21 protein-coding genes, 1 pseudogene and 1 riboswitch are annotated in these 22,228 nt (G+C 26.5%); of the genes and pseudogenes, 9 read left to right on the top strand and 13 right to left on the bottom strand.

What is annotated here, in order from left to right:
* The first annotated feature begins 5 nt into the window (after positions 1–5).
* A complete protein-coding gene (locus Q7K47_01675) occupies positions 6–818 on the top strand; it encodes a histidinol-phosphatase HisJ family protein (protein MDP0505913.1) in 813 nt (270 codons plus the stop codon).
* Between the two features lie 40 nt (positions 819–858).
* Here the strand turns inward: Q7K47_01675 and Q7K47_01670 are convergent, their stop codons facing one another.
* The 8 genes and pseudogenes from Q7K47_01670 to Q7K47_01635 form a co-directional block, all read right to left on the bottom strand.
* Positions 859–2,073: a bifunctional 3,4-dihydroxy-2-butanone-4-phosphate synthase/GTP cyclohydrolase II gene (locus tag Q7K47_01670; GenBank protein ID MDP0505912.1), complete on the bottom strand. Its 1,215-nt coding sequence runs from the start codon at positions 2,071–2,073 to the stop codon at positions 859–861.
* Between the two features lie 18 nt (positions 2,074–2,091).
* The gene (gene ribE / locus Q7K47_01665; GenBank protein MDP0505911.1) at positions 2,092–2,748 is read right to left on the bottom strand and encodes a riboflavin synthase; all 657 of its coding nucleotides are present in this window, start codon (positions 2,746–2,748) and stop codon (positions 2,092–2,094) included.
* A gap of 14 nt (positions 2,749–2,762) precedes the next feature.
* Complete coding sequence (locus tag Q7K47_01660; GenBank protein ID MDP0505910.1) at positions 2,763–3,296, bottom strand: dihydrofolate reductase family protein; 534 nt, start codon at positions 3,294–3,296, stop codon at positions 2,763–2,765.
* Between the two features lie 114 nt (positions 3,297–3,410).
* Positions 3,411–4,136, bottom strand: a pseudogene (gene ribD / locus Q7K47_01655) (bifunctional diaminohydroxyphosphoribosylaminopyrimidine deaminase/5-amino-6-(5-phosphoribosylamino)uracil reductase RibD).
* 19 nt (positions 4,137–4,155) lie between these two features.
* Positions 4,156–4,617 carry a 6,7-dimethyl-8-ribityllumazine synthase gene (gene ribE, locus Q7K47_01650; protein MDP0505909.1) on the bottom strand — a complete coding sequence of 154 codons (462 nt, stop codon included), beginning with the start codon at positions 4,615–4,617 and terminating at the stop codon, positions 4,156–4,158.
* A gap of 153 nt (positions 4,618–4,770) precedes the next feature.
* A riboswitch (FMN riboswitch) is annotated at positions 4,771–4,887 on the bottom strand.
* 74 nt (positions 4,888–4,961) lie between these two features.
* Positions 4,962–6,308: a sodium/glutamate symporter gene (locus tag Q7K47_01645; protein MDP0505908.1), complete on the bottom strand. Its 1,347-nt coding sequence runs from the start codon at positions 6,306–6,308 to the stop codon at positions 4,962–4,964.
* A 93-nt stretch (positions 6,309–6,401) separates the two neighbouring features.
* A complete protein-coding gene (locus Q7K47_01640) occupies positions 6,402–7,739 on the bottom strand; it encodes an MATE family efflux transporter (GenBank protein MDP0505907.1) in 1,338 nt (445 codons plus the stop codon).
* A gap of 28 nt (positions 7,740–7,767) precedes the next feature.
* A complete protein-coding gene (locus Q7K47_01635) occupies positions 7,768–8,253 on the bottom strand; it encodes a bifunctional precorrin-2 dehydrogenase/sirohydrochlorin ferrochelatase (protein ID MDP0505906.1) in 486 nt (161 codons plus the stop codon).
* A gap of 205 nt (positions 8,254–8,458) precedes the next feature.
* Here Q7K47_01635 and Q7K47_01630 point away from each other — a divergent pair, with 205 nt between their 5' ends.
* On the top strand, positions 8,459–9,286 hold the full coding sequence (locus Q7K47_01630) for a MerR family transcriptional regulator (GenBank protein ID MDP0505905.1): 828 nt from the start codon (positions 8,459–8,461) through the stop codon (positions 9,284–9,286).
* 36 nt (positions 9,287–9,322) lie between these two features.
* Positions 9,323–10,534: a diaminopimelate decarboxylase gene (locus tag Q7K47_01625; GenBank protein ID MDP0505904.1), complete on the top strand. Its 1,212-nt coding sequence runs from the start codon at positions 9,323–9,325 to the stop codon at positions 10,532–10,534.
* A gap of 54 nt (positions 10,535–10,588) precedes the next feature.
* On the opposite strand, the gene Q7K47_01620 is transcribed toward Q7K47_01625, so the two are convergent.
* The 3 genes from Q7K47_01620 to Q7K47_01610 form a co-directional block, all read right to left on the bottom strand.
* Positions 10,589–11,956 carry an aldehyde dehydrogenase gene (locus tag Q7K47_01620; protein ID MDP0505903.1) on the bottom strand — a complete coding sequence of 456 codons (1,368 nt, stop codon included), beginning with the start codon at positions 11,954–11,956 and terminating at the stop codon, positions 10,589–10,591.
* Positions 11,957–12,026: 70 nt separating this feature from the next.
* The gene (rnmV, locus tag Q7K47_01615) at positions 12,027–12,572 is read right to left on the bottom strand and encodes a ribonuclease M5 (protein ID MDP0505902.1); all 546 of its coding nucleotides are present in this window, start codon (positions 12,570–12,572) and stop codon (positions 12,027–12,029) included.
* Positions 12,569–13,783 carry an SAM-dependent methyltransferase gene (locus Q7K47_01610; GenBank protein ID MDP0505901.1) on the bottom strand — a complete coding sequence of 405 codons (1,215 nt, stop codon included), beginning with the start codon at positions 13,781–13,783 and terminating at the stop codon, positions 12,569–12,571. Before Q7K47_01610 ends, rnmV begins: the two co-directional genes overlap by 4 nt.
* A gap of 224 nt (positions 13,784–14,007) precedes the next feature.
* On the opposite strand from Q7K47_01610, the gene Q7K47_01605 reads away from it, so the two are divergent.
* From Q7K47_01605 to Q7K47_01595, 3 genes are all read left to right on the top strand, one after another.
* On the top strand, positions 14,008–14,883 hold the full coding sequence (locus tag Q7K47_01605) for a DMT family transporter (GenBank protein MDP0505900.1): 876 nt from the start codon (positions 14,008–14,010) through the stop codon (positions 14,881–14,883).
* A gap of 21 nt (positions 14,884–14,904) precedes the next feature.
* Complete coding sequence (locus tag Q7K47_01600; GenBank protein MDP0505899.1) at positions 14,905–15,060, top strand: hypothetical protein; 156 nt, start codon at positions 14,905–14,907, stop codon at positions 15,058–15,060.
* A gap of 131 nt (positions 15,061–15,191) precedes the next feature.
* The gene (locus Q7K47_01595) at positions 15,192–17,204 is read left to right on the top strand and encodes a sulfatase-like hydrolase/transferase (protein MDP0505898.1); all 2,013 of its coding nucleotides are present in this window, start codon (positions 15,192–15,194) and stop codon (positions 17,202–17,204) included.
* 57 nt (positions 17,205–17,261) lie between these two features.
* Here Q7K47_01595 and clpB read toward each other — a convergent pair whose 3' ends face one another.
* Positions 17,262–19,823, bottom strand: coding sequence for an ATP-dependent chaperone ClpB (gene clpB, locus Q7K47_01590; protein MDP0505897.1), 2,562 nt, complete (start codon positions 19,821–19,823; stop codon positions 17,262–17,264).
* A 171-nt stretch (positions 19,824–19,994) separates the two neighbouring features.
* Here clpB and Q7K47_01585 point away from each other — a divergent pair, with 171 nt between their 5' ends.
* From Q7K47_01585 to Q7K47_01575, 3 genes are all read left to right on the top strand, one after another.
* Entirely contained in the window at positions 19,995–20,495 is a 501-nt protein-coding gene (locus tag Q7K47_01585; protein MDP0505896.1) for a PH domain-containing protein, read from the top strand.
* A gap of 151 nt (positions 20,496–20,646) precedes the next feature.
* Positions 20,647–21,138 carry a PTS glucose transporter subunit IIA gene (locus Q7K47_01580; protein ID MDP0505895.1) on the top strand — a complete coding sequence of 164 codons (492 nt, stop codon included), beginning with the start codon at positions 20,647–20,649 and terminating at the stop codon, positions 21,136–21,138.
* Positions 21,139–21,207: 69 nt separating this feature from the next.
* Entirely contained in the window at positions 21,208–21,477 is a 270-nt protein-coding gene (locus Q7K47_01575) for an acylphosphatase (protein ID MDP0505894.1), read from the top strand.
* Here Q7K47_01575 and Q7K47_01570 read toward each other — a convergent pair whose 3' ends face one another.
* Positions 21,478–22,218 (bottom strand): 4Fe-4S binding protein, encoded by a 741-nt coding sequence (locus Q7K47_01570; GenBank protein MDP0505893.1) that lies wholly within the window; start codon positions 22,216–22,218, stop codon positions 21,478–21,480. It lies immediately after the preceding gene.
* Positions 22,219–22,228 lie beyond the last annotated feature (10 nt).

Here is a 22,228-nt window from a genome sequence, read left to right as displayed (position 1 = left end):
AAAAATTGAAGAATATAAATTTAATTATGGATAGTCATGTTCATACAGAGTTTTCTCCTGATTCAAGTTCTAATATGATTGATATTATTAAAAGAGCTGTTAAATTAGGACTGAAACAAGTAGTGTTTACAGATCATGTTGATTTTGATAGTCCTGAGGAAATATTTTCCTATGAAATAAATTATATTGATTACATGAGAAAACTTGGAATTTTAAGGAATACTTATCCTCATATTGATATTTTAATGGGAGTTGAAATAGGATATCAACCACATTTAAATAAAAGGTTAGATAAATTTATAAAATCTTACCCCTTTGATTTTGTAATATGTTCCATTCATTCTTGTGATGGATTAGACTTTTATAATGGAGACTTTTTCAAAGGAAAAACTCAAAGAGAAAGTTACATAAGTTATTTTAAAACTATAAAAAAATCCATTGAAGATTTTACTGCTTTTGATGTTTATGGACATTTAGACGCAGTAGTTAGATATGGAGGTTTTATAAATAAAAAAATAGATTACTTCAATTTTAAAGAAATTATAGATGATATTTTAACTTTAATTATAAAAAAAGGAAAGGGTATTGAATTAAATACTTCAGGTTTAAGATATAATTTAGGAGAAATGCATCCTAATAGAGATATCTTAAGAAGATACTTTGAATTAGGTGGGAGGATTATAACCTTAGGTTCAGATGCACATAGTGCTAATGATTTATGTGCAGATTTTAAAGAGGGTATCAAGTTACTAAAAAAAATTGGTTTTAAACATATTGCACAATTTAAAAATAGAAAAGTAACATTTATAAAAATATAAAACAAAGGGTGCCTTTTAATCAGCACCCTTTGTATTTATTCTATTTTTCTTTTGAACAGTCACATAAATGTAATTTATGACCCATTCTTTGTTCTTTAGTTTTTAAGTAACATTCATTAACTTTGTTAGGTGCTATTTCAATTTCTTCTCTTTTTACAACTTTCATTCCGTAAGTTTCAAGACCATTGATTTTAGCAGGGTTGTTAGTCATAAGTCTAACTGATTTTACTCCTAAAGATTTTAACATTTGAGCAGCTACAGCATAATCTCTTTCATCAGCTTCAAATCCAAGTTCTAAGTTAGCATCAACTGTATCTAATCCTTGATCTTGAAGGTTATAAGCTTTTATTTTATTAACAAGCCCGATTCCTCTTCCTTCTTGTCTTAAGTAAACAACTACTCCTTCTCCATCTTCATTAATTTCTTTCATAGCTCTATGTAATTGAGAACCACAGTCACATCTAAGAGATCCTAATATATCTCCAGTAAAACATTCAGAGTGTATTCTTACAAGAACATTTTCTTTTCCAGAAACATCTCCTTTAACAAGGGCAATATGTTCTTTATCATCTAATTTATTATCAAAACCAACTATAGTGAAGTCTCCCGAAGTAGTAGGAAGTTTTGCAGTACATTCAACTTTAACTAGTTCATCATGAGATTTTATATAAGTAATTAAATCTTCTATTGAGATTATTTTTAAATCAAAATCTTTAGCAAATTTTAATAAATCTTCTAATCTAGACATTGTTCCATCTTCTTTCATGATTTCACAACAAAGTCCCATTGGTTTTAATCCAGCTAATCTAACTAAGTCAACAGTTGCTTCAGTATGACCGTTTCTAACTAAAACTCCTCCGTCTTTAGCTTTTAGTGGGAACATATGTCCAGGTCTTCTGAAATCTTCAGGTTTAGCATCATCTTCAACAGCTTTTATAGCAGTAACAGAACGCTCTAAAGCAGAAATTCCAGTTGTAGTATCAACATGATCAATAGATACTGTAAAAGCAGTTTCGTGATTATCAGTGTTATTTGTAACCATTTGTGGTAAGTTTAATTTTTTAACATATCCACTAGACATAGGCATACAGATTAATCCCTTTGCATGTGTTGCCATGAAGTTTATATTTTCAAGAGTTGCAAATTCTGCAGCACAGATTACATCTCCTTCATTTTCTCTATCTTCATCATCTATAACTAATATATTTTTTCCTTGTCTTAAGTCTTCTAAAGCTTCTTCTATTGTATTTAACATTATTATTTCCTCCGATTTTTAAAAGAATCCATTTGATGCTAAGAATTCTTTAGTTAATTTTGATTTTTTATCTTCCTTTTCTTCAGTTTGAAAAGTTAAAAATCTTTCTATATATTTTCCAATTAAATCAGTTTCTATATTTATATAGTCTCCAACTTTTTTACGTCCAAGTGTAATCATTTCCTGAGTGTGTGGGATAAGAGATACAGATAATGTGTCCCCTTCAAATCCTACAACAGAAAGACTAGCTCCGTCCAAACTAACTCTTCCTTTTTCAACAACGTATTTCATAAATCTATGTTCTATTTCTATAACGTATATTTTGGCTATTCCGTCTTTTGTTATAGATTTTATTCTTCCTTCGCAATCAACATCTCCAGTTACTAAATGTCCTCCAAGAGGAGTAGCAAGAGAAATTGATTTTTCAAGATTTACTATACTACCAGCTTTCAGTCTCTTTAAATTAGTTCTTTTAACAGTTTCATGCATACAATCAGCAACAAAATAGTTAGAACCAATTTCAACTGCAGTAAGGCAAGTACCATTAGTTGCAATACTATCTCCTAATTTGGCATTTTCTAAAACTTTAGTACATTTAATCTTAACTTGTACAGATTTATCACCACTTTTAATGGAAATAACTTCACCCATTTCTTCAACTAATCCAGTAAAAATCTTACTCACCTCTCTTATTTATTTTGATTAAATTCTATAGAAATATTATCATTGAAAACATTGAATTTAACATTTTCAAGATGAAAACCTTCTTTTACAGTATTGAAATTAAAGCCGTCTATAAATGGAAGTCCTCCTCCAAGTATTTTAGGAGCGATGAAGATTTCTCCACCGTCAATTCTATTTTCTGAGAAAGCTTTTGAAATAAGGAAAGATCCTCCTTCAAGTAAGACAGAATCAATATTTAATTTCCCAATCTCATCTAAAATTTCATCCACAGTAAAATCATAGCCGTCTAAATAAATAAATTTAATATTTTTTTTATTTAGGGCTTCAGTTTTTGCATATATTTTCTTTAAATTATCAAAATCTAATTTTTTTTCTAAAGCATCTATTTCCCTAAGAATTTGAAGTCTATAATATTTTTCTTCATCTAAAAGTTTAGATAATTCATATTTGTTTAAACTTTTTAAATTTTCTAGGATGTTTAGTTTTTTAATAGTTTTAAAAGCTTCAGTTTGATTTATATCATCAAAATTTTCTAACAATTTACATAGGTTAGAATTTTTTTCTAATCTTTTTATATTATCAATTTCTTCAAAAGAATTAGGTTTAGTTAAGGATCTTATTTGATCAAATAACTCTATTTTTTTATAATCAATTATATTATGTTTTGATGTAACAATTATGCTTTTTTCATCTTTCATATTTACAAAATTACAATTAAGAGGAGTTTTCAAATGAGGATCAATAACTATCCTATATGGATCATTACCATTTTCAACTCTAGCTGTTAATCTAGGATTATCATTAAGAAGAGTATTTATTCCAACCATAATTCCAGCATATTTATTTCTTAATCTTTGAACTTTTTCTCTAGCTAATTCATTAGTAATCCATTTTGAATCCTTTGAATTAGTTGCTATCTTTCCATCTAAGGTAATAGCGCATTTTAAGAACAAATATGGTTTTTTGCTTTGAATATATTTCATAAAAACTTTATTTAAGTTTTTAGCTTCTTCTTCTAATATTCCAACAACAACTTCAATACCAGCATCTTCTAGTATTTTCTTTCCCCTTCCTGAAACTAAAGGGTTTGGGTCTAAAGTTGCAATAACGCATTTTTTAATTCCCATTTTCTTTATTTTTTCAGCACAAGGGGGAGTTTTACCTTGATGAGAACAAGGCTCTAAAGTTACATAAATAGTAGCATCCTTTGCATTTTCTCCTGCTTGATTAAGAGCATAAACCTCAGCGTGGGGACCACCAAAAAACTTATGATAGCCTTCACCAATAATTTTGTCATTTTTTACTACAACAGCCCCAACCAGTGGATTTGGATTAACATGACCTTCTCCTTTTAATGCAAGTTTAAGGGCTAAATTCATGTACTTTTGGTCCATGATATTACATCTCCTTTAGTAAGTTACACATTTCTATAGCACCATTAGCAACGTCGAATCCTTTATTTCCAGCTTTTGTTCCAGCTCTTTCAATTGCTTCTTCAATGCTGTTAGTTGTTAAGACACCAAACATTACAGGCATTCCACTTTCAAGACCTATAGTAGCACATCCCTTTGAAACTTCAGAACATACATAATCAAAATGTGGAGTAGCTCCTTTTATTACAGCACCTAATGCGATAACTGCATCATATTTTTTAGATTCAACCATTTTTTTAACAGCTAAAGGAATTTCAAAAGCTCCTGGAACCCATGCTAAAGTGATGTCATCAGCATTAACTTCATGTCTTCTTAAAGCATCTTCTGCTCCACCTATTAATTTTGAAGTTATAAACTCATTAAATCTTCCTGCTACGATTCCTACTTTTAAACCTTTACCACTAAAATTTCCTTCTAATACTTTCATTTCTGCCTCCTAAAATTATTTTTTTAAGCTTGCAGGGACATAAAAAAAACCTGAAACAAAATTTCAGGTTTGGTTACAATTACTAATTTTTCTCGAACTAAAAACAATCAAAATATAATTTCAATAATTTTAATCACGAAAAAAAGCATATATTGTAATCTTCTTCCATCCAGACTTTAACTGTCGGTCTTGGAATTTAACCAAGTCTGTGATAAATCACTTGCGGACTTTACCGCCGATCGGGAATTTCACCCTGCCCTGAAGTTTTACATTTTTAAATTATTCTTTTGTACTAACAACTGAATTATACAATATATAGTGCTTCTCTGTCAATAGTTCTTTCATTAATTTTTTATTTTATTGTGATTAAAGTATTCAAGTATTGAAAATCCTAGGATTATCATAAATATCAAAAGTAAGATAGGGGCTATTGAATTATATTCTACTCTTAATTTAGTAGAATAAAATATTAAATTAAATATAGGTCCTAGTATTGCCACAATAGAAAAACCTAAGGAATAATCTTTTAAAACAGGAGTCTTAAGCTCAGGATCACAAACTCTAAGAAGTAATAAACCAGTTATAAATATTCCAGTTGAAGTTCCAAACATGGTGATACTTCTTTGAAACCTAAAATTATCTTTAAAATATCTTTTACAAAGTATATTAATGAAAAACCAAGTTGAAAATATCCCAAGAGTTGCAGTGATTAATATAGGAGTAATATATGTGAAAACAGCTCTTAGAGGTAAGGTTGCAACAGCTGAAACTACTGCATATTCAATTAATAATCCAGAGACCATATTTCTTAATTCTAAATCAACTCCTTCAGAAATACTATAGTTTTTAACGTATTTCCAAAGAACAAACATTATAATCATAGCTAAAGACCAAGAGGAAATATTAGATAATATAAAAATATCGTATTTTCTAAAGAGATTAGAAAGAACAAAGGCAACCCCACATGCAAAGAAAACAAGAGCAAAATAAACCACTAATTTATTAGATCTTAAATTTTTGTTTTGGTTAGAGCTTTTATAAGTTTCTTCTTTTTCACTGATATTTCCATTAATTATTTCTATTTCATTTTTAGAATAAACTTTTACTCTTCTTTTTTCAATATTTATTAATACTATTCCAAATAAAATTCCAAAAACAAGTCCAAAAGTGGCCATTGAAGCAGCTACTCCTTGAGCAAGATTCCAGTACTTTAAATGTAAATCTTTTAAAATAAGTCCCATAATCCCTGCTATTCCGTGACCTCCAGCAAATCCGGCATTAAGTTCAGATCCAAATGATTCATATATTGCACTTGGATTAAAAATAGTATAAAAATGATTAACTAGAAAACCTACTAAAAGTTGAAGAAAGGTAACCATAAATAATATCAAAGTCATATTAATGCTAGAATTATTATTTTTCTTAGATCCTTTTAGCTTTAAACCAATTGGGATAGAAGCTGTTAAAGGTATAATAAGAACACTGGGAATGGATTTTATATTATGATACCATTCAAAAGGTACAATTTCATAAAATCTTCCTAAAATTTCTGGTCCTAAAATCAATCCAATTAATCCTCCAATAATCGAGGAAGGGATAAAAAATTTATTTAAAAAGTGAGACTTAGATTTAATAAATATTCCAAGTAAAGTAAGTAAACTGATGAACGACAAGTAATAAAGTATAGGCATTTGTAAAACTCTCCTTTAATAAAATTTAGGACTATTATGTCACAAAGAGACAATAAAGTCAAAGGTGGATTCAAATAAGAATCCACCTAGTATTTAAATATATTTTTTATTTATGCTTTTAAGTCCAATATTTATGAATATTGAAATTGAAATTATTAAGGTTAAAAATTCATTTGTTGGGGCTGATAGCCATATCCCTGATTCATGAAAAAATGAAGGGAAAGTATAGAGTAAGAGATTTATTATAATAAAACCTCTAATAGTACTTAAAATACTTGAAACAAATGAATTTTCAATAGCTGTAAAGAAAGCTGAGATAATTATATTTATTCCCACTAGCAAATAAGTAAAACTATAGATATTAATGGCTTTTTTAGTAATATTATAAATAGTTTTATCATCAGTTATAAATATAGAAATTATATTTCCTACATATGTATTTATAAATATATAAAATAAAGCTCCTAATATAAGAACAGTAACTAGTTCTATTTTTAATATATTTTTTATTCTTTTAAAATTTAAAGCTCCATAGTTATAACTTATAACTGGTTGTATTCCTTGAGAAAAACCAATCATAGTCATTGTAACAAGGGTTGAGATATATCCAATTATTCCAAATGCAGATACTCCCTTTTCTCCCATGATTCTCATAATAACAATATTGAATGCCATAATAACTATTCCAGTAGCAATTTCAGTTACAAATTCAGATAAACCTTTATAACAAATAGTTATAGAATTTATAAAGCTTAGTTTTATAGGGGAAAACTTTAATTTTTTAGATTTAAATACAAGATACATAAATAAAGATAGGGCAGTTCCAAATTGTGCAATTCCAGTAGCTAAGGCAGCTCCCTGTATTCCTAAATTTAAATGTAATATAAAATAATAATCTAAAATAATATTTAAAGCAGCACCTATACATAAACAAATCATAGAATATGAAGGACATCCTTCTATTCTAACAAAAACTTCAAAACCATAAGATAATAAATAAAAAAGTGTGAAAAAAGATAAATAAAATAAGTAAGTAGCAGCATCATTTAAGATAATGTCATTAGCTCCAAGGAATGCAACTATTTTTTTAGGGAAAAGTATTCCTAGGATTCCTAGTAAGGATCCAAATAGAAATAGTAACTCTAGGGATAAACTATAAATTTTGTTTGCTTTTTCTTTATTTCCTTCGCCCAAATTAATGGCAATTATTGTTGAACTACCTATTGCAATCATAATTCCTAAAGCAAAGGACAGGTTAACATATGGCATTACAATATTTACAGCAGCTATTTCTTTAGCTCCTAAATATCTTCCAATAAATGTTCCATCAACAATTGTATATAAAGAAAAAATCCACATGGTTATCACTGAAGGATAACCGTACTTAAAAATAATCTTGGTGAGGCTATCTTTGCCTAAATCAAGTTTCATAATATCACTCTCCTGAGGATATTATAAACTATAGAATAGTTCCAAGGTCAAGAGAAGAAAGCTTATTTTTTAAGGCTTTAGATTTTTTAGGATCTCCATTTGCAGAGATTCCAATAGTGTAATCCCCTTGTTTTAAGATACTAGGAAATCTTGTATTCATTTCAGTTTTTGATGTAATATTATTCACTAGAACGTTGTTTTTATCACAATAACTAGCTAGTTCTTCATTTAATTTTTCATTATCAGTGGCAAGAATAACAAGGAAACTATCAAGGCATTCTTTTTTTATAAACTTTTTATCAAATTCTCCAATACTTAATTTAATTAAATTGTTTTCAAGAATTAAATCGCTGAATCTAGGATCCACAACTTTAGTTGTAAGAATTTTTATATTAGCTTTATAGGGAGCAACTGTGGATACTTTTCTAAAAGCTATTCTTCCAGCTCCAAGTACAAGAACCTTTTTATTTTCTAAACTGATAAATAAAGGTAAAAACTCTTTATTATTTTCCATGAGAAACCTCCTAAAATAATAGATAAATTATATTAATATTGTACTCTTTTATAATAATAATTTCCATATATTTATATAGTCCGATAAAACATCGATATATTATTTTTATTTTTAGAGATAAAGAAATAACATTTTTGGAAATTTAAATCAATAGTTTTTTATATTTATGTTATAATATTATAAATGGTTACATGGAGGGATATTTATGAATTCTCAAAAAAAGAAATTTTATAAAATAGGAGAAATCAGCAAATTATATGGAGTAAGCAGTGACATATTAAGATATTATAATAAAATTGGCCTTGTGAAACCGGATTTTATAGGAGAAAATGGATATAGATATTATTCTAAGAAACAGATTTGGAAATTAAATAGTATTCGTAATTTAAGAAATTTAGGGGTAGGTTTAGAGGATATAAAAGCATTTTTATATGAAAGAAATACTAAGAATGCTGAAGAAATGCTTGAATTTCAATTAAATGTTATCTCTGAAAAAATAAATAAATTAGAGGAATTAAGAGAAGAAATTAATAATAAAATTGAAAATATAAATTTTTTCAAAGGATTTAAAGACTTTGAAAAACCAGTATTAAAATATATTCCTGAAAGAAAGATTTTAAAATCTAAAGGAATTTTAAAAAAAGACTGGGAGATAGATTTTGAGATAAAAATATTAAATAAAAAAACAACATATAAAGATGATATATTATTAACTAATAATGAGGTTGGTGCTTTTATATCTAAAGATAATTTTTATAAAAAAGAATACCAAACATTTTCAGGAACATTTATTATAAATGAGGAAAAGGGAGAAAAATTAGATGAAGGATATTATTTAAGTTTAATTTTTAAAGGTAGTTATGAAAATAGCCCTAAGTACTATAAAATTTTAAAGGATTATATTCTTGAAAATAATTATAAAGTTATTGGTGAAATTTTAGAGATATATCATATAGAGGTTCATATAACAGAAAACGAAGATGAATATATAACAGAAATTCAAATTCCCGTAGAAGAAGTTAATTGCAATTAAAGTAATATACAAAATAAAAGGAAAAGGAGATGTTTTATGTTTAACAGAGAAGTGGTATTAGAACAAGGAAAAAAGTATGATAGTTTTTATCTTTATGATGAGAAAATTATTTTGGAAAATATAGCTAGATTAAAGAAAAGTTTTCCAAATGTTAAGTTTTTATATTCAGTAAAATCAAATCACCATCCTGAAATGCTAAAAACAATATTTGCTCAAGGAATAGGAGCAGATGCAGCTAGTAGCAATGAAGTTTTAAAAGCTTTTGATAATAATGTAAACAAAGAAGAAATAATTTATTCAGCTCCAGGAAAATCAATTAAAGATATTGAAATAGCTTTTGATAAATGTATATTTACTGCAGATAGCATTAATGAAATTAAACTATTGGATGAACTAGGAAAACAAAAAAATAAAATAATGGAGATTGGGATTAGAATTAATCCAAATTTTACTCATTATAGTGACTTAGGAGTTCCTACTAAATTTGGAATAGATGAAGAAATATTAATGGGAAATTTAGAATTATTAAATTCTTTTAAAAATATAAAAATAATAGGAATACATGTTCATTCTAGCAGTCAAGAATTGGATACAGAAATATTAAAAAATTATTATAAAAATATGTTTGATTTAACAAAGAAAGTTAAAGAAGGATTAAACTTAAAACTAAAATTTGTTAATTTAGGATCTGGAATAGGAATTCCTTTTTCTTTAGAAGATAAACCTGTTGATGTGGAAAGTTTAGGAAAAGAATTAAATTCTTTATGTAAAGAATTTAAAGAAGAAATTAAAGATGTTCAAATTTATATAGAAACTGGTCGTTATTTATGTGGACTTAGTGGAGTGTATGTTACAAAAGTAATGGATACAAAAGTTTCAAGAGGAAAAAAGTTTGTTATATTAAAAAATACTTTTAATGGATTTATAAGACCATCAATAATAGAGTTTGTTAAATTTTATTCAGATGAGCCAAAAATGAATGAGCCTTTATTTACTAAAAAAGGAGCCTTCCAGTATATTGTATTAACTGATGAAAAAGAATTAGAAAAAGTTAACATATATGGAAATCTATGCACTTCTACAGATTTAGTAGCTAAAGATATAGAGTTACCAAAAATAAAAATAGGAGATCTAGTAGTAATGACAAATGCTGGATGTTACGCAGCAGTACTAACACCTTTTCAATTTTCATCACAACTTCCACCAAAAGAAATTTATTTGAAAGAAGATGGAAGTATTCTAATTTAAATATTAAAGGACTAGTGTATTAATTATACAGCTAGTCCTTTATTATATTATATTTTATTTTAATACTTTTTTAATAGCATGAAGTTTCTTTAGATTATAAGGAGGGAATATTAAAGTATTACTTATTTTTGTAGATTTACTAAGAATTCCCTTCATATGAGAAAAAGTTTTAAAACTATCTTCTCCGTGATAGCTTCCAATACCAGAACTTCCCACTCCACCAAATGGTAAATGATGATTGCTATAATGATTGATAACATCATTTATACAAACTCCTCCAGAACTAGTTCTATCTATAATTCTATTTTGAAGATATGAATTTTCTGTGAAGATATATAAAGCTAAAGGTTTTGGTTTAGAATTTATTATACTTATAATTTTATCAATATCAGTGAAAGGAATTATTGGTAGTATTGGCCCAAAAATTTCATCTTCCATACATTTATCTTCCCAAGAAACATTGTCTAATATAGTTGGCTCAATATATTTTTCTTCTAAAATATAATTTCCTCCGTAGACAATTTTATCTTCATCTTCTTTTAAAATTTCAATTAATCTTTCTGTATGTTTCTTATTTATAATTCTTGAAAAGTCAGGAGATTCATGGATATTATCACCATAAAATCTTTTGATAATATCTTTTAATTCTTGAATAAAATCATGTTGAACAGCTTCATGAACTAATAAATAATCTGGAGCAATACAGATTTGTCCAGCATTGAAGAATTTTCCCCAGGCAACTCTTTCAGCAGCTATTTTTAAATTTGCATCTTTGTCTATTATACAAGGGCTTTTTCCTCCAAGCTCTAAAGTTAAAGGAGTTAGTTTTTCACTAGCAGCTTTCATAACTATTTTTCCCACAGGAACACTTCCAGTAAAGAAAATATAATCAAAAGAACTATGAATTAGTTCACTAATAACTTCTTTTCCTCCTTGTATAACCTGTATATATTCTTTTTGAAAATTTTCACAAAACATTTTTTCAATAACTTTAGAAACATTTGGAGTTTCTTCAGAAGGTTTTATTACAGCGCAATTTCCTGCTGCAATAGCTCCAATCAAAGGTTCTATGCATAAATTAAAAGGAAAATTAAACGGAGAAATTATTAAAACAACTCCATAAGGTTCTGGTTGAATATAACTACTAGCTCTAAATTGAGTCATTGGAGTTCTAACTTTTTTTAATTTACTCCATTTTTTTAAATTATTAATAGTGTAAGTTATACTATTTAAGATAACTCCAATTTCAGATATATAACTTTCAAAGGCGGGTCTTCTTAAATCTAAATTTAAAGCCTTTATAATATTATCTTCATTGTTTAATATAACTTCTTTTAATTTTAATAATTGATTGATTCTAAATGAAATATCCTTTGTTTCCCCAGTGTAATAATAAGTTTTCATTTCTTCTAAAACATCCATTATCATCCCCTCCTTAGGTGAAAAAAATCCTTCAACATTTTGCTGAAGGACCTTAGAAGTAAATATTTAATTATAAGCTTTTAATTATTTCATCCATGGCATTTTCAAATTCTTCCATTGAAATTCCATAGTGATTTAATTTAACAAGAAGTTGTTTTCCATTAGAATATCCTATACCTAATTTTTCTCCAAGTTTTTCTCTTAATAATTTAGAGTTTGAAAAACCTGTTAAGTGATACTCTAATAAATCATCAACTGTAAAAACTTTTTCAGATTCTAATGTTTCGTATTTTGCTTTTTCTAAAGCTTTTATAATAGATTCAGGAGAAGCGTTCTCAACTCCAATATTTCCATTTTTAATTCCTTCATATCTATTTATATATGCTTGTTTTGCTTCAGGAAAACGTTCAGTAATAATTCTTCTAATTTGAACTCCAGCAAAATCTGGATCTGTTAATATAATTATACCATTATTATCGTAAGCTTTTTGTATTTTATCTAAATTTTTCTTTACTGAATATCCATGAACTGGAATAAGTTCAGCATCGACAGCTCTTTTTACAGCAGTAATATCATCTCTTCCTTCTACTATTATAACTTCTTTAATTCTTTTCATTTGTTCTCCTTAGTTAAAAAATATGGTTTAAGTAGTGTATCTAAAATAGGCTCTATTCCTAAGAAATTTTTAAAAGTATTATATTCCTTTAGTTTTTTATCAAGAGAATCCTTAGTAGTTTTTTCTCTGATTCCACGAATAAGTACATTCTTAGGAGTATTAACTAAATCTATAAATTCTATAACTTGAGTTTTGAACCCACATAATTCTAAAGCTTGTGCTCTAAAAGCATCAGTTGCAATAGAAGAAAATTTTTCAAGTAATATTCCATGCTTTCCAATTAAAGATTCATTTTCATGAAAAGAACTATTCTTATTAGATGAAATTTTTTCATTAAATTCATGCTGGCAACAAGGGACAGCTAAAATTGCTTTAGCATTAAGTTCCATTGCTTTTAATAAAGAATAATCTGTTGCATTATTACAAGCATGAAGAGAAAAGATAAGATCAACATCATTTAGTTTGTCAAAATCTTTAATATCTCCTGTTAAAAATTCTATGTTTTTTAAATCAAGTTCTTTTGCTATATTATTACATTCTTCTATAACATCTTCCTTTAAATCTAGACCTATAATTTTAAAATCTAAATTATCTTTTATTTGGAAATAATAATGTAATGCAAAAGTTAAGTATGATTTTCCACATCCAAAATCTATTGCTTTAATGGAATCAGTTATTAGTTTTTTAGATTGCATCTCACAAATTGTTTCATCTATAAATTGTAAATATTTATTTATTTGTTTGAACTTATCATAACTTTTTTTAAATACTTTTCCATTTTCACCCATAACTCCAAGCTTAACCAAGAATGGGATTGGGGCTCCTTCTTTTAAAATATAATTTTTATTCTTATTGTGTTCTAAAGAAACTTCTCCTTTTATATTTTTTGTTTCTTTAATTTTAAAACCTTTCTTATTTTTTAAAACTTGAATATCTTGTTCCTTTGTGAATATCATATATTGTTTAAAGTTTTCAATTAATAAAGGAAGCTTATCTAATGTATCTTCAATATTTAAATTTGAATGATAAGCTTTGTTATTTTGAAATTCTTCAAACTGATAAAAAAATTCATTTTTTATTAAAATAGGTTTTATATTAACTTTAGTATAGGGATAATTTCCTTTCATATTAGAAAAAATGCATTTTACTAATTTCTTATTTCTGAAAATATCATCTATAAGTAAGTTTATTTTTTCTTCATTTACTTTCATTAAAACTCCTTACAAAACTATTTATGATTAATTTTAATCTACCAAAAATTATAACTTAAAAACTGTAAAAAAGCAATAGAAACAAATTTTTTAAAATCTTTAATTTGATTTTTTTACTTTTTTTAGGTTGTTTTTATGTAGTAATTTAGGTATAATTATATATATAAGATACATTTATTTTCAAAAATAAATATTTAAATGTATTAGGGGGGAGATAGATTACAATGAATAACTTTATTAAAAATAATGAGAGCAAGTGTTTTGCTTTTGGAACTATTTTTTTATGGGCTTCAGCTTTTCCAGTTACAAAAATAGCTCTTTCCTATTTTACCCCACAAACTTTGGGACTTGTAAGATATTTAGCAGCAACTATTTGTTTGCTTTTAATAGGATATATAAAGAAAATAGGACTTCCTAGAACAAGAGATATACCCAAATTTTTATTTTCAGGTGGAATGGGATTTTTTATGTATATGATAACTTTCAATACAGGATCAATTTACTTAACTTCGGCAACAAGCAGCATTATTATAGCTATAGCTCCAATACTAACTGCTTTAATGTCAAATTTATTATTAAAAGAAAAAATTAATGTATATGGTTGGATAGCCATTGCCATGGAATTTGTTGGAATATTATTTTTAACTCTTTGGGACGGAGAATTTTCTTTGAATATTGGAGTTTTATGGATGATAGGTGCGGCTGTTGTTCTAGCAATTTATAATATTACTCAAAGAGAATATACTAAGACTTATACTGCTTTTCAATCTACAACTTATAGTATTATAGGAGGAACAATTTTGCTTTCTATTTTTGTTCCTGAATCAACCGCTCAAATTATGAAAGCTCCAATAAAAGCTTGGTGGATAATAGCTTATCTTGGAATATTTCCAAGTGCTATTGCTTATATTTGGTGGAGTAGAGCCTTGTCTGTTGCTAAAGTAACTAGTGAAGTTACAAATTTTATGTTTGTAACTCCGTTATTATCTGGTATAATGGGTTGTATACTTGTTAATGAATATCCTTCTGCAGCTACATATATAGGAGGAACTATTATTTTAAGTGGGTTAATGTTATTTAATTTAACAAATAAAAAATGATATTAAAGGGGATGAATATCTATGGGAATGACAACAAACAAGAGAAAGGCTATATTAAGAAAAATAGTAAAAAAATATGATGAAGATTATCAAAGAGCTTTAGAAGAAAGGAAAAAAGATACTTTTGAATGTAAGATGTTAGAAAATTATAAAAAAGTTAGAATTGAAAAATATTAAAAATTAAGAAAAAATTAAGAAAAAAATAATGAAAAACAAATAAAAAAATGCTAAAATATATAGTGTTTAAATTTAATATTAAAAGAGGGTCTAAATTCCCTCTTTTTAATTTTTTAGGAGTTGTTTTGATTATGAAAAAGTTAAAGATTTTGTTTTATTTTATTAAAGAGTATTTAACGGTTATGTTAATTATGACAGGAATAAGGGGATTGTTTTCATTTGTTAATTTAGAAGGAGTTAAAAATATAAATTTTAACTTGATGCTAAGAAGTTTTTTACATGGTTTAGTTTTTGATACTTCTATAACTAGTTATTATTTAATAGGATTTATATTATGTTTTATTTTGTTTAGATTCTTTAAGTCAATATATCTAGGAATATTTGGGAAAGTTTTTTTAAAAATTTATAAAGTAATAATGTCTACATTGATATTTGGAATAATGTTTGCAGATATAAGATATTTTAAACAGTTTAATTCTCATTTAACGTCAACTATATTAGATTATGCAAGTAATCCAAATGAAATAATATTAACTGTTTTGGCAGATAGATTATCTATTGTTTTATTTATCATGTTTATTTTAGTAGAAATAATTTATTTAATTATTAGTTTTAAACTTTTTAGAACATTAGAAATAGATGAAAAAGAGCTTAAAAATAAATATCATTTTAATTTTAAAGTTTCTTTTACTAAAAGAATTATAGATTTTATTTTAGAAATAGTTTTATGTTTAACGGTTGTAATATTTTGTATTTTTGGAGCAAGGGGTGGATTTTCTCAAGGAACATTAAATTGGGGGAGAGCATATTTTAGTGAAAATTATTTTGCTAATCAAACAGCCTTAAATGGAGTTTTTACTTTGTTTAAAAGTATAGATATAGATAGAAAAGAAAAAAATAAATCGGCCAAAGATATTAATTTTATTTATTCTAAAGAAGAGATTAAAAATAACATAAGAGGCTATATAGGAACTTCTCAAGATAAGTTTATATCTGATAAGAATATAGTACTAAGAGAAACTGATACAAAAAAAGAAGAAAAAGAATATAATGTAGTTATTGTTTTAATGGAAAGTTTTATGGGAGATACAGTTGGAGCTATTGGAGGAAATCCAGATATAACTCCTGAATATAATAAATTAGCTTCTAAAGGTTTAATTTTTAACAATTTTTATTCAAATGGGAATAGATCTAATCGTGGTATGTTAAGCGTGTTAACAGGTTTTCCTTCTCAATATGGAAAATCTATTTTAAAAAAATCCATTGCTCAAAAGCCCTTTGTATCATTAAGTTCAATTTTAAAGAAAAGAGGTTATAATACTAATTTTATTTATGGTGGAGATATAGAATTTGATAATATGAAAGGATTCTTAACTTTAAATGGAATAGATAATTTAGTTTCTAGGGATGATTTTCCTTTAAAAGATAGAAGTATTAAATGGGGAGTTCCAGATGATAAAGTTTTAACTTTTACAGATGATTATTTAAGTAAATTAAAGGAACCTTTTTTCTGTGAAATTTTTACATTGAGTAACCATGCACCTTTTGATATTCCTGAAGAATTTAAAAAATATACAGAAAAAGAATATAAGAATTATGAAAGGTATAATGCTTTTGCCTTTGCTGATTATTCAATAGGTAAATTTGTAAATTTAGTAAAAGATAAAAAATGGGCTCAAAATACAGTATTTGTTTTTGTAGCTGATCACGGAGAGCATAGGGGAGAAAAAGTTGAAGTTGATTGGAAGAAATTTACAAATCCTTTATTAATATGGACTCCAGGAGGGCAGATAGAACCTGGAACTTTTGAAAAGTTAGGATCTCAAGTAGATTTATTACCTAGTTTAATGAATATTCTTGGAGGCAAATATATAAATTCTTCTTGGGGTAAAAATTTATTTTTAAAGGAAAGTAAAAATGATTTTGTTTATATAATTGAGCATGGATTTATTGGGCTTATAGATAATGATAATGTTTTTGTTAAGAATATGGAAACAAAAAAATATCTAACTAGAAGAAAATCAGATAATAAAAAAATAAAGATTTCAAATGAATTAGAAGAAAAATATAAAAAAGCATTAAATACTTATTATGAATTAACCATTAGACAGGAAAAAGAAGGTTCTTTTGGAAATGTTAAATAAAGTAAAAGAGTTGGAAATATATATTCCAACTCTTTTTTTATTTTAATCAGGGAGTGATTAAGCTATTTTAAATTCAATTTCATTATTTATTAAATCAACTAATACATTATCTTTTTCCTTTATTTTTCCTGCAAGGATTTCTTTTGCTAAATTAGTTTCAATTGATTTTTGTATAAATCTACCTAAAGGTCTTGCTCCATAATGAGGATCATAAGAGTTTTTAGCTAGATAATCAACTACAGAATCGCTAAATGATATTTTTATATATTTATCTTTTAGTTTTTCTTCTGTTTCTTTAAGTAAAGCTTTAACAATTCTTCTAATAGATTCAAAGTTAAGGCTCTTAAATAAGATTACATCATCCACTCTGTTTAAGAATTCAGGTTTAAAAGATTGCTTCATTAATTGATTAACTTTTCCTCTAGTTTCTTCATTTAAATCAGGATCTTCTAATATAAAGTTACTTCCTAAATTTGAAGTCATGATAATTAATGTATTTTTAAAATCTACAACTTTACCTTTACCATCTGTTAATCTACCATCATCTAGTATTTGAAGGAAAGTATTAAAAACATCAGGATGAGCTTTTTCAATTTCATCAAATAAAATTACAGAATAAGGTTTTCTTCTAACAGCTTCAGTAAGTTGTCCACCTTCTTCATATCCAACATATCCAGGAGGGGCTCCGATTAATCTAGTTACTGAGAATTTATCCATATATTCACTCATATCTATTCTTATCATATTATTTTCATCGTCAAATAAATTATAAGCTAGAGATTTAGCAAGATATGTTTTACCTACTCCTGTAGGACCTAAGAAAATAAAAGATCCTATAGGTTTTGTTTTATCCTTTAATCCAGCTCTTGCTCTAAGTATAGTATTTGCAACTAGATTAACTGCTTCATTTTGACCGATTACTCTATTGTTTAAAGAATTTTCAAGTCCTAATATTTTTTCTTTTTCACTTTCAATCAATTTATTTACAGGAACTCCAGTCCATTTAGAAACTATATCTGCAACCTCTGTTTCATTAACTTCTAATTTTAATAATGCATGATCAAATTTATTATCTGTTATTTCTTGTTGTTCTTTTAATTCTTTTTGTAAATTAGCTAATTTACCATATTTTAATTCTGCTAATTTATTTAAATCATAGTCTCTTTCAGCTTTTTCAATTTCAAGTTTTGTCTTATCAATATCAGCTTTTAAAGTTTTAACCTTTTCAACTTCTTGTTTTTCAACATCCCATTGAGATTTTAAAATATCTTTTTTAGAATTAATTTCAGATAATTCTTTTTCTAAAGCTTTTAATCTTTCTTGAGAAGCATCATCTTTTTCTTTCTTTAGAGCTTGCTTTTCAATTTCAAGCTGCATAGATTTTCTTGTAAGTTCATCTAATTCACTAGGCATTGAATCAATTTCTGTTCTTATCATAGCTGCAGCTTCATCAATTAAATCAATGGCTTTATCAGGTAAAAATCTATCACTGATGTACCTATCACTTAAAACAGCAGCAGAAACTATCGCTCCATCACTAATTCTAATTCCATGGTAAACCTCATATTTTTCTTTAAGTCCTCTTAATACAGAAATTGTATCTTCAACAGTTGGTTCATTAATTAATACTGTTTGGAATCTTCTTTCAAGGGCTGGATCTTTTTCAATATATTTTCTATATTCATCAATTGTTGTAGCACCAATAACTCTAACTTCTCCTCTTGCAAGCATTGGTTTTAATAAATTACCTGCATCCATTGCCCCGTCTGTTTTACCTGCTCCAACTATAGTATGAATTTCATCAATAAACAGAATTATTTTTCCATCAGATTGTTCAACTTCTTTTAACACTGCTTTTAATCTTTCTTCAAATTCACCTCTAAATTTAGCTCCTGCAATTAAAGCTCCCATATCAAGAGAGAATATTTTTTTATTTTTAAGAGTTTCAGGAACATCTCCGTTAAGTATTCTTTGTGCCAGTCCCTCTGCAATTGCAGTTTTACCTACTCCAGGTTCTCCTATTAAAATAGGATTATTTTTTGTTCTTCTAGAAATAATTTGAATAGTTCTTCTTATTTCTCCATCTCTACCTATAATAGGATCTATTTTTCCTTCTCTTGCTAATTCAACTAAATCCCTAGCATATTTTTCCAATACCTCATATTTATCTTCAGGATTTTGAGAATCAACTTTTTGATTTCCTCTAATTTCTTTTAAAGCTTCTTTAAACTCTTTTATTTTAATTCCAGCTTTAGTTAAAGCTTTGCAATTATTTAATAAAGCTATGAAAATATGTTCAACACTTATATAAGAGTCTTCCATTTTTTTCATTTCTTTTTCTGCTTCCATAAGAACCTTATTGCTGTCATTATCAAGTCCTATTTGGTTATTTCCCTCTACTGTAGCATAAGATTTAACTTCATTTTCTAGAGAGAAAACTATATTGTTTAAATTTAACCCCATTTTTTCTATAATTCTAGGAATCAAACCTTCCTTATTTAAAAGTAATGCTAGAGCAATTATTTCTGGACGAATACTTGATTGCTTATATTCCATGGCCAATGCTCTCGCGTCATTTAAAGCTAATACTGAATTTTCAGTAAACATATTTGGATTCATAAAAACCTCCTTTTTCTTCTTTAGCACTCTTAGCTCTTGTCTGCTAACAATAAAATGATACCCCTTTTTTTTCATATTGTCAAGAGGTTTTTTATGGAAAACAATTGTTTTTTTTAAGAATACATTATATAATTAAATATATATATAATAAATGAAAAGGAGGGAAAAAATGTGCTGAGCAATAAAAAATTTATTTTTAAAATTAAACCTAAATTTAATAAAAAGATTATTTTTTTGAGATTATTGCCTATTCATGCCTTTATAAGTTTATGGTTGGGATTTTTTTCAGGAATAGTCGCGCATAAAATCACAAGTATAATAGCGCCTTTATATTTAGGCATTGGAATTGGAATAGTCACCTTTATTTTATTCCCTGTGGTTACTCTTTTATATTGTAAAAGTAGCTATTCTAATACACAGTACTACATATATAAAGATAGAATAGAGTATAAAAAAGGCTTGTTTAATTTGAGAACTAAAAAAATCTTTTTTAAAGATGTAGCAGAAGTTAATCTAAAAATGAATATTTTTCAAAATAGGACTGAGCTTGGTAATATCTTACTAGCTAATCACAAGGGAAAAAAATCTTGTAAAAAGTTTAATGGAATTTGTATGAAAGATATTCCTGATTCTGTATTGATTTATAAGAAACTTTCTGATTTGATGTTCTAAAAACATATTTTTCAGTTGGATATTATAATTCTTTTAAAAAAAAGGCTCAAAAATAATAATAAATTTTGTCAAAAAAGTTATTGATTTATTTTAAGAAATATGAAATAATGTTAACGTAAGATAAAAATAAATTAAGGATAAGGAGAATGATATGGGATTTTTTGATATGTTTAAAGGGAAAAAGAAACAAAATGTAGTTGAAATTTTTTCACCACTTAACGGAAAGGTAATACCTTTAGAAGAAGTACCTGATGAAGCTTTCGCTCAAAAAATGATAGGAGATGGATGCGCAATAGATCCAACTGAAGGAGCTATATATGCACCAGTTAACGCTGAAATTGATATCTTTGATACAAATCACGCTGTTAGTTTTGAAACTAAAGACGAATTAGAAATGATTGTTCACTTTGGTATTGATACAGTTAAGTTAAATAGTGAAGGATTAAAAAGAGTTGCTACTGCTGATGAAGTTTCTGTAGGAGACAAATTAGTAGAATATGATTTAGCATATATTAAAGAAAATGCAAAATCAACAAAGACTCCAATAATAATTACAAGCATGGATATAGTAGATAATATAGAAGTGGTTGCAAAGGGTGACGTTAAAGTTGGAGATCTTTTAATGAAAGTAACTTTAAAATAATTAACTATTAATTTCAAAAGTAGCAGAAATATTTCTGCTACTTTTTTTTATAAAAATGAGGTGATTAATATGAAAAGTTTTAAATATATAGTGAAAGGAAGAGTACAAGGAGTTGGATATAGATTTTATGTTGGGTTAAGATTGAAAAAGCTAGGAGCTAAAGGATATGTTAAAAATTTAGATAATGGAGATGTTGAAGTTATAATCCAAATAAAAGAAGATAAATTGATCCGTGCTGAAAAATATATAGAAAAAGGATCTCCTTACGGAAAAGTAATAGAAGTAAAAAAGAGCATCCTTGAAATGAAAGAATGCTCTAGTTTTGATTTGAGATATTAATTATTTAAATTTACTTAGTGTAAAAAGAATAGTTATTATTAAAAAGTAGATTCCTACTCCCATAAATATATATGTTTTAGGTTTTTTAAATTCTCTTATTCCAATTTTTAAAGCTTTTTTCTTAGGACAAGAAAGGATACATCTTCCGCAAGAAATACATTGGGGAGAGTTTACAGCTTTATCATTAGATACTTCTATTTGCATAGGACAATTTCTGTCGCATAATTTACAATCAATACATTCATCAATGTCACGTTTTATTGTGAATATTCTTGTCAAAGAAATTAATCCATATTTAGCACCTAGGGGACAAAAATATCTACAAAATATTCGATGAATAAATAAAGATAATATCATGAATATAACCATTATTATAAGAGTAGTAGTTAAAACTGGTTTTCCTTTAAGAAGAAAGGTAAAAGCTTTTCTAGAATCTATTAATTTAATAATGGCATATCCTGATGAAAAATAAATTATATATCTTAACCATTTTAATAATCTTTCTAAAGAATCAGGAACTGTAATTTTCTTTTTAAAAGTTTTTTCATTAATTTTAAATAAAAAGTCTTGAACAGACCCAAAAGGACACATCCATCCACAGAAGATAGGACCAATTAAAACAATCATACCTAAAATAATAAAAGTTTTTAATAATTTTTCATTTCCATTATGCATTGAAAATGTAGCTAAGAAAATAAAAAATAATTGAAAAACCCATCTAAATTTTAATAATTTTTTCATAAAAAGACAC

It is taken from the genome of Fusobacterium sp. JB019 (genome assembly GCA_030673965.1).
Classification (GTDB): Bacteria; Fusobacteriota; Fusobacteriia; order Fusobacteriales; family Fusobacteriaceae; genus Fusobacterium_B.
This window is presented reverse-complemented; position numbering and strand designations above follow the sequence as displayed.